Here is a 14,902-nt window from a genome sequence, read left to right as displayed (position 1 = left end):
AAATCAGGCAGTGTCGGCCCAGAACCGGCGAAGCAGATTCGCGGACACCCTCAGTCGATATTCCGCCGTCGACCTGATGTCGTCGATCGGCTTGATCTCTCGCATGAGTACAGCCGCGGCATCATCGATGCTGGCGCCGTCGCCGAGTGCCCGTTCGGTCTCTGGAGCACGTACCACAGTGGGTGCCACGCTGCCGAATGCGATCCGCGTTGCCGGCCCGCGAACACCCGCCACGACGATCTTCGATATTGCCTGAGCCGCACGCGTTCCAACTTTTCTGAACCATTGCCTGCCTTCGACGGCCGCGATTTCGATTGCGACAATCAGCTCATCCGGCTTCATCACCGTTGCCCGGTATCCCGTGTAGAACTCGTTGATCGAAACACGGCGCTCATGCTCCGCGTTGCGCAGCACGACAACAGCATCTGCAGCGGCGAGCACCGGCAGCGAGTCCCCCGCCGGCGACGCGTTGGCGATGTTCCCGCCAAGCGTACCCCGGTTCTGAATCTGCACCCCACCCACCTGCCCCGATGCCTCGGCGAGCATCGGCAGGCGCTCGGCGACAACCGAAGACCGCATCAGCGCCGAATACGTCGCGAGCGCACCGATCACCAGGATGTCGTCACGCACCGAGATTCCACGCAGCTCATCGAGACCCCAGATATCGACGAAGCGCTTTGGGACAAGCGTGCCGAAGTTAAGCGCGACATACAGGTCGGTCGCGCCGGCAATCGGCGTTCGCTCGCGGTCGCGGAGAATGTCGAGCGCGTTGTCGAGCGACGATGCGCGTCGCAGGTCGAGCTGCGATGTCGCGACTCTCATGCGACAACGTGTCCGCTCACGGTGTTACTCCACTTACGCCGGAGCCCTGACGCCCGATGGATTCGGCGGCGTCTGCCCCGCGCCATTTCAGCACTGCCCGATAAATCGCCGAGTATCCCGTGCAGCGGCAGAGATTTCCGGCGAGCGCGATTTTCACGTCATCCAGCGTTGAATCGGGGCCGAGAACCTGGGCCGCCATGATCATTCCGGGCGTGCAGATTCCGCACTGCGCGCCGACCTCGTTCATGAAGAGATGCTGCAACGGGTCGTCGCCGCCGATGCCTTCGATCGTAATAACGTCAGCGTTCTCGACTTGCGCGACAGGAATGATGCACGAGCACACCGGCTCTCCGTTCACCAGCACTGTGCACGCTCCACACTCGCCCTCACCGCAACCTTCCTTGGTGCCAGTGAGAGCGCAGTCCTCGCGCAGCACATCGATGAGCCGTGCCATGGGGTGCACATCGACGTCGGTAGCGGCACCGTTCAGCGTGAACTTCATGGGGTAACCAAACGGGCGCGTGAGGTGTCTCAGCGGCCGGCCTCGCCGCAAATAGTCTCTCATCGGGTGGTGGATGCTGGAACGCATCGCGCAATCAGTTCGGGCGTCGCTGGAATCTCCCGCACGTCCAGGCCCATGTGGCGCAGTGCATTGACGACCGCCGGCGCGGGCCCGTCCATCGGCAGCTCTCCCAAACCTTTTGCGCCGAATGGTCCGCCTGGATACGGATTCTCCATCATTACGACGTCGATCTCGGGAGTGTCGAGCGTCGTCGGGATGGTATAGTTGGTGAGCTGCCCGTTCGCCATCGCGCCATTCCGCATCACCACGCGCTCGAGGAGCGCGTAACCCAACCCCTGCGCGGTGCCACCTTCGATCTGGCCGCGCGCAAGCGCAGGATGAATGGGGCGCCCGAACTCCTGAACCGCGGTGAGCTTGAGCGGGCGTACCTCGAAGGTGTCGGGATCCACCTCGAGCTCGGCGACGTCACATCCCCACCCATATGTGGCATAGGCGTCGCCGGTGTAGGCCTGATCGTCCCACTGTATCCAATCCGGCGGCTCGTATGTACGCTCCACGGTGAAACTTCCATTTCTTGTGTGGTACTCCGCGGGAGACAGTCCGCCGAGCCGTTCCTTCATCTCGTATGCGCATTCTTCGAGGATCTTTCCGACCACCATGCAGGTGCGTGATGCTACGGTCGGCCCGCTGTCGGCGACCTTTGACGTATCTGGCTGCGCAACTTCAACGTCTTCGTAGGGAATGCCGAGCGCGTCGGTGACTATCTGCGCGTGCATGGTGCGAGTTCCCTGTCCTATCTCGGTGCTCCCGGTCGCGATGCGCACGCCTGTGGGTGTTAGCTCCAGCCTCGCTTTCGATTTCAGATTCCGTTCGCCCGCGCCGGTGAATCCGGCTCCGTGGTAGAACAGCGAGAGCCCGATCGATCTATGGGATCCCTTATATTCCTGACGCTTTCGGAGAAAATCAGTGCGCTCGACAGCTTCCTCGAGCACCATCAGTGCGCTGCAATCCTCGCGCAGTGTCTGACCAGTGGCCGTGGTATCGCCCGGGCGGAGTGCATTGATCCTGCGCAGCTCGACGGGATCCATGCCAAGTGTTTCAGCGATGCGGTCCATGTGGACTTCGACGGCAAACTCCGTCTGCGGCGCGCCGAACCCACGGAACGCACCGTTTGGGGGAGTGTTGGTGAAGACCGTGGTCCCGTGGATGCGGATGTTGTCGCAGCGGTACGGACCGGCCGCGTGGATGCACCCGCGTGACAGCACCGTCGGGCTCAGTGTCACGTACGCTCCGCCGTCCAGCAGCACACCGATATCCATTGCGACGAGCCGCCCATCCCGCATGACACCGGTACGGTGCCGTACTATCGACGGGTGGCGCTTGGTGGTGGCGACCATGTCCTCCGCGCGATCGTAGATGATTTTTACCGGACGTCCGGACTTCATCGCGAGCATCACCGCGTGTCCCGCGATCATCGACGGATACTCTTCCTTTCCGCCGAATCCACCGCCGGTTTCCGTCTGTATGACCCGTACGTTCGGGTGCGCGGAGCCCAGCAGGCAGCGGAGGGCCTTGATCACGTAGAAGGGGCATTGCACCGAGCCGTGAATTGCGATTCCACCGTCTTCAGGAACCGCTATCACTCCGTTGGGTTCGATGTACACATGCTCCTGGTGGCCGGTACGGTACGTCCCCTCGACGACGATGTCTGCGGATGCGAATGCGCCGGCCGCGTCGCCCTTCAGAATTTCCACCGTCTTGAATATCTGCGTCGAGAGTTCGGGATCGAACAGCGGCGGATCTTCTTCGTACTCGATCGTGACCTTTGCCGCGTTCAGTGTTTCGCGATCTTCGTGCGCCAGCAGCACGATCGGCTCCGCCATGTGCCGCACTTCCCGCTCGGCCAGAAATGGCTGGTCCTGCACCATGAGGTCGACGATGTTCTTCGATGGTACGTCGTGGAAGTCGACAATTGTGAAGCCGGTGGTGTCGAAGTCGTACCGAATGGAGCGAATGCGGCCACACGGGATCGTCGATCGGATTGTCCGGCCGTGGATCATGCCTGGAAATACGATATCGTCGGCGTAGAGAGCGGCACCGGTGGCCTTCCCGATTCCGTCTTTGCGCGCGACGCTGTTGCCGACTGCTGACATTGAGTGCTGTGGCCTTGGGGGTCTGTGCCGCAATCAGCGCAACTTGCCGCCTTGCGTGGACGACGGGAAGATGCAGTTCACTTCACTGTCCGCAGTAATCGCACGCTTACCTGATACGATCTCACCGATGCGCTGAGCCGGCTCCGCCCACAAAATGGGCAACAGTTCCTGCGTCGGGCGCTCAACGCCGAAATGATTGGCTTAGACCTCCTGGTCAATACACCTCGCCAGTCACCGGCACCCGCGGACGTCTGGGACGGTCGTGAAAGCCCGGCTGACCGGGTGTCAGCGTCTCGCGCTACCGCGCCTGATCAGCCTGATGACGAACAACAGCACTACCGCTCCTACGAACGCGACCAGTATCGTGCCGGGCAGTCCGGCAAGCGGGACTGTTACCCCCGTTGCGCTGAACAGCCAGCCTCCGACGAAAGCGCCAACGATTCCGATGACGATGTCCCCGATCAGACCGTAGCCCGTCCCGCCCATAACCAGAGATGCGAGAACGCCTGCGATCAATCCGACTATTAGCCAGGTAAGTAGGTCCATCCGTTCTCCTTCAGTAGTTGTAAGGGCGCAGCCGATGGCAGGCTCTCACGCACTTTCCTGGCCGCAATTTGAATGAGCGCTCCCGGCTAAACATCTGACTTCATTCGGGGCCAGTGCCATCAGGAGCATTGTCAGCGAAGGAATTTCTCCAGGGGAACGAGCCGCAAGCCAGGAACACCCGCGAATTCCCGCTGGTTGAGCGTGGCCAGAGCGCGACCGTGAGCAAGCGCGGTAGCTCCGATCAGGGGATCGTGCGGTCCGATGATGGTGCCTGCCCGAACGAGGTCGGCCCACAACGCCGAGTGACGGCGAGCTTCCGTGAGGCCGAACGGCAGCACCGGGATCAGGTCGAGCAGCGCATCCACAAACGCGGCGCGCACGCGCTCTCGCGTCCGTCGCCTTCGCCATGACCGCGCTCCTGTGAGTGTGGGGATGCGCATTCTCGCGTTCGGTGCGTGGCCGGGGCCTTTGGCGTGCGCAACGCGAGTAAGCGTCGCCCCTCACCCCGAAGATCGGTTGCCGCCCTCCGCAGCGCACCGCATACTCCCACGGGGGCGATTGAATTTCCTGGCCCACAGATTGTCCAAAGTGGGTTGACGCGTCTGAATTCAAGCGTCGGGACCCGCTTTCACTATGAAAGAGGAAGCCGAATGATTTGCAGACAGGCAGCCGCCATCACTGCCGCGCTCACAATCCTGGCCGGATGCGCCGGAAGCGTCAGGGTGCCACCCCTCGATCGGCCGGAGCCTCGGGCCACGCGGGTCGGCATCGTGCCGCCCGCCGGACCATACCAATCCGGCGTCGATGCCATCCACTACGCCATCACGATCGAGCTGCCCGACACCGGCAAGCACATCACCGCCAGTACCCGCGCCGATCTGTTGATCACAGCTCCACTCGATTCGGTCTGGCTCGATCTTACCGGCCTGCGCGTGCGCACCGTGACCACTCAGGCGCGCCGCGCGAGCGTCCGGGCAGTGTCCTTCCGCCAGGATTCCGCCCGCATTCACTTCCCGCTACACGATGCGCGCCCGGGAGATACGCTGCACGTTACCGTGCTCTACGACGGCGAGCCCGACGATGGCCTCATCATTCGAAATAACGTGCACGGAGCGCGCGGCGCCTTCGCCGACAACTGGCCCGATCGCGCGCGTTTCTGGTTTCCGGTCATCGATCATCCCAGCGACAAGGCCACAGTCGACTACACGGTTACCGCCCCCGCAGCCTGGGAAGTCATTGCCAACGGAGTGCGCACAGGCTTGATGGAAGGCGCGGCCCTCACCGAGCAGAAGCGCACCTGGAAGTGGCGGATCGACCAGCCCATTCCGGCGTATCTCATGGTCATCGGTGCGGCCGACTTCGCCATCGGCGTCACCGATCGCTGCGCGCCAGGTGGGGCTGCCCCCCCTCACAACGGCTGTGTACCGGTCAGCTACTATGCGTTCCCCCAGGACAGCCTCAACAACGCTAACATCTTCCGCCGCTCCGGCCAGATGATCGCACACTTCGCCAACCTGGTGGCGCCCTTCCCGTACCCGCAGCTGGCCAATGTCCAGTCCGCGACTCGCTTTGGCGGGATGGAGAACGCCGGAGCCATCTTCTATTCGGAGACTGCGCTCAGCAAGAACACGCTGGCGGAATCAACCGTCTCGCACGAGATCGCACACCAATGGTTCGGCGATGCCGTGACACCCGGACACTGGAGCCACCTCTGGCTCTCCGAAGGCTTCGCCACCTACTTCGGCAACCAGTTCTTTGAACGCGCCGACGGCCTCGCCCGCTTCCGGAAACTGACTACCGAGTCCTGGCAGGGTTACCTCAATTCACCAGTCACCGACCTCGCCATCGTCGACACCACCGCGGTACCGAAAAACGACCTGGTGGCATTGCTCAACGCAAATTCCTACAACAAGGGCGGCGCCGTTCTTCATATGCTGCGCGGTTTGCTGGGCGATGAAGTCTTCTTCTCGGGGATCCGCCGATATTACCGCCGCTTCGCCCACGGCAATGCACGCACCCCCGACCTGCAGCGCGCTCTTGAGGAAGAATCCGGACGCGATCTTGGCTGGTTCTTCCAGCAGTGGGTCTATCGTCCCGGCCATCCCATACTGGCGGTCACCCATAGCTACGATGCGGCCGCCCGCGAGGCGGTTGTTACGGTCAATCAGACCCAGAAAGCGGCATGGCCCACCTTCCGCTTTCCCCTGGAGCTAGCCGTTTCCGCCGCCGGCACCACCTCGTCGCAGCGAGTGCAGGTGAACGCACGCAGTGAAGTATTTCGCTTCAAGACATCAGGGCCAGTTACCGGCGTGCAGGTTGACCCCAATGGCTGGCTGTTACACGCTGCTGCCAGATAGTCGGAGTAGCGCTGGCATTTTCTGACTGATAATGGGGGGCTGATAAACCCGACTGCGAATGGGCCCGTGCCGACTGAGAGACTGCGGCGGCGGCCGCGCAAGTCCGACGCGCCTGGCACAACTCCTTTATCTGTAGATCAGGAACGGCCGCGCTTCGACTTCGAAGGCGGCCGATTCCCTTCTCCACTGCGCAAGGAGCCGCTCTACTCCGCCATCCTGTTCCACTGCCTTTCGAAGCTCGTCAGTACCCGCAAGCCGGTCGATCTGGGGCAGCCGCCAGGTGAACTCGCGCGTGTGACGCTTGTAGATCGCACGCAGCATGTGCGCGCCGACCTCGGCCCCGCTGACCTTGTCGCGATCGGTAACGGTCACCTCGATCATCGGGATCGTCTCCCCGGGAAACTTCCGGGCGGTAGGCGTGATCTTTCGCGTCGCGGCGGAGAACCTCACACCCGGCAGCGCCTTCGAATTGAGTTCGTCCGCGATCGCTGCCGCGTCGGTCATCCAGCTCGCTCCCACGAACCGGAACGGATCCTCGGTGCCGCGGCCCTCCGCAACGTTCGTCCCTTCGAACATCACTGTGCCGGGGTAGAGAACAGTGGCATCCATCGTCCGCAGGTTGGGCGACGGATTGATCCATGGAATTCCGGTTTCTTCCCACCACATCGAGCGGCGATAACCGTCCATGGGTACCACGGTGACATCGGCATCGATGAGCTTCCTGCCTACGAGGTAACGCAGCAGCTCACCCGCGGTGAAGCCGTATCGCAGGGGGACGGGCTGGTAACCCACGAACGAGGCGAACCTCGGATCCAGAACGTTGCCCTCGAACCTGTCGGCACGGATTGGATTGGGCCTGTCGAGCACGATGAACGGCTTGCCCGCTTTTTTCGCGGCCGCCGCCGCCATCACCATCGTCCACTGGTAGGTGTAAACTCGGGCTCCCACATCCTGGATGTCGTAGAGGAGAACATCAAGCGGCTCCAGCATCGCCGGACTGGGGGTGCGTGTCTCTCCGTAAAGTGAGTATATGACCACGCCAGTCGCCGAATCGACCGCGTTCGCGATCGGAACTCCGGCCTCGGCCGCACCACGCAGGCCATGTTCCGGCCCGAACAGCGCAACGAGCTTCACTCCAGGAGCGCGGTGGATCAGGTCAATGGTGCTGGTGCCCTTTCGGTCTTTCCCCGAGGCATTGGTGATGAGCCCGACCCGCTTGCCCGTCAACAGGTGGATGGAATCGCGGAGAAGAACCTCCACACCCGGCACTACACTGCCAGTCTGTTGACGCGCTGCGGTCGGCGGATTCTGCTGACGCACTCCGGAGGCTGGATGCGCACATGCAACGAAAACGAAGGCAACGAGAGAGACACGCAGCGGCATCAGAACCTCGAGGTTGGGTCGGCGCGACAAGATATCCGGGCTGCGGCAGTGCCCGCGAGCAGCTTGAGACCAATATGAACACAATTGGCGCGAGCGCTATGGTAGCGGCGCCCAGGTCAGCGCAGCTAGCCCCAACTCGGACCGTTGCCGAGAGCATCGCCATCGAGGCCGCGAGAAGTGCAGTGTTGCGCCGGATGGGAAAGTCGAAGCCGTGGCGCCGGGGTTCATTCATCGCAGTCTTGTGGTCAACCGCGGACCGTGGCGGATGCACGTACTGGAGATCGACCTCAGTACACCCGGGTTGTCGCTGTTAGGGGTGCGGTCCAACGACAGTTTCCGGGCCGCGAGACGGTGCGCTCGATGGTGAGTCGCTACAAGGGTTGCGATAGGGAGAAGCGGCGAATCACGCCCGCAGGGTGACGATCCACTTCTCCACTAGAATAATGCCGGCCTACCTGTAAGAGCGCCGCATCGTTCTCGTTCAGGCGATGCACCCGATACGCGCCTTTATCGAATGGTTCAACTCGAATGCCGCGCGGCCCGGTTCTTATCCGCAATCGCTGCGAGGATGATCAGGAAGGCGAGCAGGCGCAACACGTAGAGCCAGATTGCGTTCGCCGCCACGTCGGTGACGAGCGCGAGCGCGAGGCGGTGAACCGCGAGAAGAACGAACGCAACGGAAAAAAACGTGAAAAGCCTGTCTCCCGTTCTCCGTGAGAAACGAAGGAAGAAAGTCGCCGCGACGAGGTAGCCCATCACCAGGGCTCCCGAGACGAGGCTCGAAACTCCAGTCATGTCCCCCCTCATGCCTGCGAGTCCGCGATCAACCCGTAAAGCAGAAACGATATTCCCGCGAGCGACGGAAGTGATCGGAGAATCGACAGGTCCTGATCCGGGAGCACGCGTGTGTCCACTATCAACAAAATATTGTTGAGAAAAAAGCCGGCAAAACACAGCGCGCTCCACAAGAGCAGGCGTGCGCCCGACTGGCGAAATCCGCGGTAGAGTAGAACCGCGGCGGCCAGACTCGTGATTGCACAGAGCGCATAAATGAAAAGTGCCATCAGTTGCCGGCACGCACGCGAAATGCTTCCGCAAAGGAAATGACAGGCTCTGCCGGCCGGTCGTATATCGCCCGTATGAGAGTTACCGGACGCTCTTTGTACATAGTCATTAGCTCCTCCACCGCGTTGCGAAGTGATTGAGAGCTCGGATCGTACTTGAACTCGTTGGCCCCGGAGCCCGACGCGACACTGGCTACGAGGCCGCCTTCCACCAGATCACCGAGTGCGGTCTCGACCAGTTCCGGCGGACGCCCAAGACGGCGGGTGACCTCGGTCGAGGCAATCGCAGCGGGCGCTCTATCATACAGCTGAACAAGCACCTCCATGTGATCCATGGATGCCAGGTGCGTGGTCACCATCCGCCGGACTTCCGGTCCGAGCAGATATTCAGCCATTAATTGATGTGATCTGCATTACCCTTTCACTTCCTTCGACTGAGGCGGCGGCACACCGCCACTGGCGGGCGGCGTACCGTGCAATGTACCCCAACCTTGACCAACACATCACAGGCCCTTTGAGGCGACTCATGGCACCCACGTGGTAGCCGTTTAACCATTAGCATTCAGTGCCGATCTTTTCCTCGAATCTAGAGCGATTCCATCGCTGCCAGGTATCGAGTTTCGACAGCGTGGCGATCCTCCTGCTCCGGCAATCCTTCCAGACTCCCCCGTGCGATCATTTCAGCATGCCGCCGAAGCGCGGCAAGATCCTCCGGCCGATGCGCGAAATCCGCCACCACCGCGATCGTCTCCAGGAGACGGATAGTCACCGCCGCACTGGAGCGGGCGTATTGCCTCACCTGGTCGAATGCTGCGTCGGCGAAGTCGGCGAACTCAGTGACCGGCGCAACAACTCTCAGCTTGTTTTCGCCGTCATGGCGACAGGGCGATGGCATCTCACACTGCGCCAAGCGCGACAACGCGGCCCCCAGGCGGTCAATGCAGGCCACTGCCGTGAAGGGGTCGTTGATGCCGGGCGAGAGGGCGCGGACTGCGATCTCGACAAGCTGGTTGACGGCGAACTCGACATCCTGGACAGGCGTGCGCTGATTGCCGACGACGAACGCCGCATTGATCCGGGCCTGGATGCGTTCGTTCACCCGTTTGCCGGGCCAGGCCAGCGCCAGCGGGCTGCCTTTGACGACGAAATGTCCAAGGCGCCGCTCCACTCGGAGAACCAGGTCTCCTTCAACAGCCAGAGCCAGCAGGGCGTCACTGTCGATCAGTTGAACGTAACCATCTTCGGCCGCGCCGACCGAGCATGAATCGCGGGCGAACGCCTCGGGCAAATCCGCGGGGCCATGCGCACCTTGGCCGATCGTTTCCGGGAACAGACGCTCGATACGCTCCGCCAACTCCGCGCCGACCCGCGCAACGACGTTGTCGGCGTGTATGGAGACTGCGACGTGATGAATGAAATAGACAAACACCCCCACACTCGTGACCGCGAACAGCACTCCAAACGCGACGGATAGATGAGGAACGAAGAGGCCTTCGTCCACTCGGCGGATGGAACGGAGCACGAACAGAGAGTAGAGAAACGTGGCTACGAATGTGCCGAGCACTGCCTGGGTCGCCTTGTCAGCCATGAAACCGCGCAACAGCCGGGGACCGAGTTGCGATGAGGCGAGCGACAGCGCCACCAAGGTCATCGAGAACACCACCCCAGCGATGGCAATCATCGAGCTGGCGATGGTGCCCAGCACGGCGGTCGCACCTTCCGCGCTACCGCTATACGCCCAGCTCTGGGCGCTCACCCAGTCGGCCGTCGCCGCCCTGTCCAGGGCGACGGTCGCGTTGGCCAATGCGACTGCCGCGCCGGCCATGATCATCGGCACAAACCAGAAGCTGCCGAGAAGGCGGTCCCAGTACTTGAGAAGAGTCACTCTCACATCACGGTCCCCCGCGTTCTGGATCGCGCTGTGCGGCGGCCCGCGGCGCCGGATTGCCGGTGGCGGATGGCGGCCAGCCCTCGCGCTGACGCGTTCGGTCGCCGTCGGTCTCTTCGGTCTGATCGTGAAACAGGATCTGCTGCGTCGGGAAAGGAAGGTCGATGCCGGCCGCCTGCAGCCTCCGCTTTGTTTCGGAGAGCACGCGGTCCTGCGCCAGCAGCACGTCGGCGATGCGGGAGTCGCTCCACCAGCGCGCGCGCAGGTTCACCGTCGCCTCGCCCAGGCCGACCACGATGACGTCCGCCAGCGGGTCCGGAGACACTCCGTCCGCATCGCGCATCACGCCGAGAATGATCTGCTTCGCTTTATCGATGTCGTCGCCGAAGCCGATGCCGATGTCGTACTGCATTCGCCGCTTTGCGAATGCGGTGTTGACGATGACCGGGTTGATGAAGAGATCCGCGTTGGGAATCACAACGCGGCGCCCATCGTACGTCTTTATGAACGTTGCGCGTGTCTGGATCTCCTCGACCACGCCCTCATAATCTCCGAACGCGATCTGGTCGCCGACGATGAACGGCTTGGTGATGAGCAGGAGGATGCCCGCGAGAAAATTCTGGAAGATATCCTTGAACGCGAAGCCGGCGGCGATGCCGCCGATGCCGAGGGCGCTGATCATGTCGGCCGGTGTGAACGTCGGGAACGCGACCGTGACGCCGATAAGCAATCCGAGCAGCACCGCGGCAACCATCGCCATGCGTCCAAGCGCGATCTGCAGGCTGTAGTGCTCGCGCCGCTTCGCGGCCGACCGGCGAACTCCCGCTCGGATCAGTCGGCCGACGACGACTGCCGCCACCAGCGCGATCACGCCGACGAGCAGGCGCGGCAACGCGGCTACCAAATCGGCGCCCATCCGTGAAAAACTCTGCCAGACTTCGGACATTCAGGTCCGGTGCGTGGTGAAGGGCGCCGTCGCGTGAGAGTTCGCGTCGGGGTGTATCCGGAACCCCATTGCATTGGAGGGGCCACGGGCGCCGAAAGGCGACCCCATCAGCGAGACAAGCCGAGGTTCCTGATTACGAAGTTTGCATCAGCACGCTGAAGGTGAGCAAGAAGACAATCGACTTCACCGTCATCACCAGCCGCACAAGCCATAACGGATCGGCTAAGACGAACTGTATCATGCGCAGTTTCATGGCTTGCGTAATGCTTCACGCGGCGCGATTTCGCCCAGTCGTCTTAAGAGCGGCGTCATCGTCAAGCCTTGGACAATCACCGAGTACGCGACAACAGCAAAGGCGACTGAAATAATTTCGTCGTGCAGTGGTGTCTCATTCGGCAGTCCGAGCGCCAAAGCCAGAGCCAGCGCGCCGCGCAAACCGCCCCAAAACAAAACGTGCTGATGCGGGCGCGAAACGCGCAACTTCGAGCGGCGAAACAGCGCGCAGCACGCATACACCGCGACCGCGCGGCCAAGAGTGACGAACACGATGACAATCAGTGCGGGCAGCCACACGGCGGAGAGTTTTTCCAGTCCCAGACGCAAGCCGATGAGGAGAAAAATCAAGGAATTGACGACGAAGCCTATGTATTCCCAGAACGCCTCGACGCTTTCGCGGCCCTTGTCGGTGATGGCGCCAAGCGAGCCGGTGTTGCCGATGAAAACGCCCGCCGTCAGCGTCGCCAGAACGCCGGACAAATGAAAATGCTCGGCCAGCAGAAACGAACCGTAAGCCGCAATCGAAGTGAAGGTGATTTCAATCAAGTGGTCCTCTGTGCGCCCCGCCAGCAGCAATGCCGCGCCGCCGACGAGCGCACCGCACGCGATGCCGCCGAAGAAGGTGACGAAGAAACTCTGTGCCACGCCGAGCGCGCTCAAGTTGGCCGCGCCGCCGTAAGAGGCCGAGCCAACAGTCGCGGCACTTGCGGTGGCCGCCAGCACGACGCCAAAAATCACCGCGACGGTACCGTCGTTGAACAAACTTTCGGCCTCGACCAACAAGCGCAAACGCCCCTTGACGCCCGCTTCCTTGAACGTCGCAATCACCGAAACCGGATCGGTCGCGGAAATCAGGACGCCCAGCAACAACGCGGCGGCGAGGGGCCAACCGGCCACAAAATAAATGCCTGCCGCCGTGATAGCCGCCGCCACGAGTACTCCAATTGTGGCTAAAACCAATACGGGCGCGAGGTCTTGTTTGAGTTCGCGCCAGTGCATATGGAATGCCGCCTCAAAAATCAGCGGCGGCAAAAACGCGGTGAAGATCAGTTCTTTGGTGAGTTCGACATTGAGCGTGCTATTGAACAGCGCCAACGCCAGCCCCGCGAGCGTCAGCCCGATGGTATAAGGCAGGCGAAGTCGCCGCGCCAGCATCGCCACGACTGCGGCAACGAGGAGCAAAATTTCGATGTTTTCAATGGAAAGTTGCATGCTTTAGAAGACTGTACGTTGCCGCTTTGAATGAGCCGAACACCAGCGGCCATTTGAGAGCGCCGAAGCACGCCGACATCCACGCGAAGTCGAACTGCACGTCGGCGACCAAAGACTGTTGTCCAGTTCATGGTGGTGCTTCTAGTTTTTGTGGCGCGGGCGATAATTTAATGGGCGTCGAGCGAGTATTCGCATTTGGCCTTTTACGTCGTCGTGGCGCCCGTGACAACGGCTTGTTCGCTTTGCCACGATTCGTTTGCCAAATTGGCGCGCGTGCCGCATTTCCTGCATCGAAAACCGATTCGAGCCGGTACGAGTCACAGCAATCGCCCCCAACTTGCCGATTTCATCCCAACTCTCGAATCGCTGCGTCGTGTCGCACTCGCTGATGCGCGCTTTGTCGCCATGAAAGCCCGGCAAGGTTGGTTTTTCGAACGCTATCGGTTTTGGCCCGGCTGGCCCGGGGTGAGGTTTTCGAGTAGTCCGGCGAAATCGAGCACCCTCTTGCGTTGACCTTCCAAATCGGTGGCGACGTTGATGTCGGTTTTGGCGAGATTCTCTTTGAGCGCGCCCAATCGCGCCATGTCCAGATTGCCGCTGCCCTGAACTCGATCCAGCATCGCGGCGCTCTCCTGCAAATGCGTGTTGGCAGTGCCGAAGTTGCGCCGCTCCAAATCGAGAGCGGTGCGATAGAGATTGGCGCGGGCTTGATCCAGGTGGGTGCGGTTCTGAGCCGCCGCGACTTGCTGTTTGCCGGAATCCACCTGCGCTTGCAAGCGTTGGATCTGGCCGTCCGATTCCGTTCTCTGCGCCGCCAATTGAGCGCGGCCCTGCGATAATCCGACGCCGTAAAAGATCGCTCCCAGTACCAGCGCGACGGCGATTCCCACGTGAACCCTCTGGATTTTGGACGGCGGCGCGGAGGGAGTTGAAACGGGGTCATTCATGGTTTGTATCCTTCGATCGCTTGGCAGCTTCAGCGACTGTTGAGGTTGTTAGGAAAAGCTGTCACGACGCCGAAATGAGCGCCAGCGATTTGTCTGCCAGGTGCGTAGTGAGGTCAGGATTTCGGTGGTGGTTGCCTCGCCGCGATTCCTGCCGGTCGACCTGACCCGGCAGCTGACCCCCGGGACATTCGAACACGCGGTCCATTACCTCCTCACCGGCGCGATTGATCTGTCGCCATTCGATGCGCGCTTTCGCAAGGACGAAACGGGGGCGCCCGCCTCTTCGCGTACTCGACGCGCAAGACCGGAGCATCGGAATTCAGCGCGCGTTTACTCCAAGCCCATCAGGTCTCCAGTTAAGGAGCCCCAACCGATGCATGCGATCATGCGACGTGTGAGGACATTATCGGGGACAGCCGGATGGGTGCCGGAGTTCAACCTTGGTTACGACGTGACGCGGGCAGAGCTCTCGACTGCCATGCAGTCAACCCGCCGAGCGGAATCGCCGCCGCTTTCTCGAAATCGAGACTTTGCGGTTCGGGCACCACCTCCCCAATTCTGGCAATCGCGTATTCGGCGTAGCCTCCAGAGGCCACCATGCCATAAACCGCATCACCCTCCTTGAAATCTCTGACATCATCGCCGATCTCCTCGATTGTTCCGGCAATCTCGCCACCGAGAGAGATGGGGAGTTGCAGTCCCAGCCTCGCGCCTGTACCATCGAGGATTTTCCTATGGGGTATGCGAGTTTCGGCAGCCATGCCTTGAGCCGCGCGACAACCGCT

The 14,902-nt window shown here is 61.6% G+C and carries 16 protein-coding genes; 1 reads left to right on the top strand and 15 read right to left on the bottom strand.

Annotated elements, in window-relative coordinates; translation table 11 throughout:
* Positions 1-3 precede the first annotated feature (3 nt).
* From WKF55_01215 to WKF55_01195, 5 genes are all read right to left on the bottom strand, one after another.
* The gene (locus WKF55_01215; GenBank protein MEJ7758188.1) at positions 4-822 is read right to left on the bottom strand and encodes an FAD binding domain-containing protein; all 819 of its coding nucleotides are present in this window, start codon (positions 820-822) and stop codon (positions 4-6) included.
* 16 nt (positions 823-838) lie between these two features.
* On the bottom strand, positions 839-1,387 hold the full coding sequence (locus tag WKF55_01210; protein MEJ7758187.1) for a (2Fe-2S)-binding protein: 549 nt from the start codon (positions 1,385-1,387) through the stop codon (positions 839-841).
* The gene (locus WKF55_01205) at positions 1,384-3,498 is read right to left on the bottom strand and encodes a xanthine dehydrogenase family protein molybdopterin-binding subunit (GenBank protein ID MEJ7758186.1); all 2,115 of its coding nucleotides are present in this window, start codon (positions 3,496-3,498) and stop codon (positions 1,384-1,386) included. Before WKF55_01205 ends, WKF55_01210 begins: the two co-directional genes overlap by 4 nt.
* A 285-nt stretch (positions 3,499-3,783) precedes the next feature.
* On the bottom strand, positions 3,784-4,044 hold the full coding sequence (locus tag WKF55_01200) for a GlsB/YeaQ/YmgE family stress response membrane protein (protein ID MEJ7758185.1): 261 nt from the start codon (positions 4,042-4,044) through the stop codon (positions 3,784-3,786).
* Positions 4,045-4,175: 131 nt separating this feature from the next.
* The gene (locus WKF55_01195) at positions 4,176-4,424 is read right to left on the bottom strand and encodes a hypothetical protein (GenBank protein MEJ7758184.1); all 249 of its coding nucleotides are present in this window, start codon (positions 4,422-4,424) and stop codon (positions 4,176-4,178) included.
* A 342-nt stretch (positions 4,425-4,766) separates the two neighbouring features.
* On the opposite strand from WKF55_01195, the gene WKF55_01190 reads away from it, so the two are divergent.
* Positions 4,767-6,401, top strand: a complete 1,635-nt coding sequence (locus tag WKF55_01190) for a M1 family metallopeptidase (protein MEJ7758183.1) — start codon at positions 4,767-4,769, stop codon at positions 6,399-6,401.
* A gap of 126 nt (positions 6,402-6,527) precedes the next feature.
* Here the strand turns inward: WKF55_01190 and WKF55_01185 are convergent, their stop codons facing one another.
* The 10 genes from WKF55_01185 to WKF55_01140 all read right to left on the bottom strand — a co-directional run bounded on the left by WKF55_01185 (position 6,528) and on the right by WKF55_01140 (position 14,878).
* Positions 6,528-7,784 (bottom strand): DUF1343 domain-containing protein, encoded by a 1,257-nt coding sequence (locus WKF55_01185; GenBank protein MEJ7758182.1) that lies wholly within the window; start codon positions 7,782-7,784, stop codon positions 6,528-6,530.
* Between the two features lie 519 nt (positions 7,785-8,303).
* On the bottom strand, positions 8,304-8,579 hold the full coding sequence (locus WKF55_01180) for a DUF5985 family protein (protein ID MEJ7758181.1): 276 nt from the start codon (positions 8,577-8,579) through the stop codon (positions 8,304-8,306).
* Between the two features lie 8 nt (positions 8,580-8,587).
* A complete protein-coding gene (locus tag WKF55_01175; GenBank protein MEJ7758180.1) occupies positions 8,588-8,848 on the bottom strand; it encodes a DUF5985 family protein in 261 nt (86 codons plus the stop codon).
* Positions 8,848-9,243 carry a hypothetical protein gene (locus tag WKF55_01170; GenBank protein ID MEJ7758179.1) on the bottom strand — a complete coding sequence of 132 codons (396 nt, stop codon included), beginning with the start codon at positions 9,241-9,243 and terminating at the stop codon, positions 8,848-8,850. Before WKF55_01170 ends, WKF55_01175 begins: the two co-directional genes overlap by 1 nt.
* A 191-nt stretch (positions 9,244-9,434) precedes the next feature.
* A complete protein-coding gene (locus tag WKF55_01165; protein ID MEJ7758178.1) occupies positions 9,435-10,739 on the bottom strand; it encodes a DUF2254 domain-containing protein in 1,305 nt (434 codons plus the stop codon).
* Between the two features lies 1 nt (position 10,740).
* A complete protein-coding gene (locus WKF55_01160) occupies positions 10,741-11,682 on the bottom strand; it encodes a mechanosensitive ion channel family protein (protein ID MEJ7758177.1) in 942 nt (313 codons plus the stop codon).
* 249 nt (positions 11,683-11,931) lie between these two features.
* On the bottom strand, positions 11,932-13,170 hold the full coding sequence (locus WKF55_01155) for a sodium:proton antiporter (GenBank protein ID MEJ7758176.1): 1,239 nt from the start codon (positions 13,168-13,170) through the stop codon (positions 11,932-11,934).
* 437 nt (positions 13,171-13,607) lie between these two features.
* Positions 13,608-14,117: a hypothetical protein gene (locus tag WKF55_01150; GenBank protein ID MEJ7758175.1), complete on the bottom strand. Its 510-nt coding sequence runs from the start codon at positions 14,115-14,117 to the stop codon at positions 13,608-13,610.
* Positions 14,118-14,178: 61 nt separating this feature from the next.
* Positions 14,179-14,430, bottom strand: coding sequence for a hypothetical protein (locus WKF55_01145; GenBank protein MEJ7758174.1), 252 nt, complete (start codon positions 14,428-14,430; stop codon positions 14,179-14,181).
* A 121-nt stretch (positions 14,431-14,551) separates the two neighbouring features.
* Positions 14,552-14,878: an alcohol dehydrogenase catalytic domain-containing protein gene (locus WKF55_01140; GenBank protein MEJ7758173.1), complete on the bottom strand. Its 327-nt coding sequence runs from the start codon at positions 14,876-14,878 to the stop codon at positions 14,552-14,554.
* Between the last annotated feature and the right edge of the window lie 24 nt (positions 14,879-14,902).

The sequence above is a fragment of the Gemmatimonadaceae bacterium genome, assembly GCA_037721215.1.
Taxonomy (GTDB): domain Bacteria; phylum Gemmatimonadota; class Gemmatimonadetes; order Gemmatimonadales; family Gemmatimonadaceae; genus UBA4720.
The sequence above is the reverse complement of the archived record's forward strand: the minus strand, read 5'-3'. Positions and strand labels throughout refer to the sequence as shown.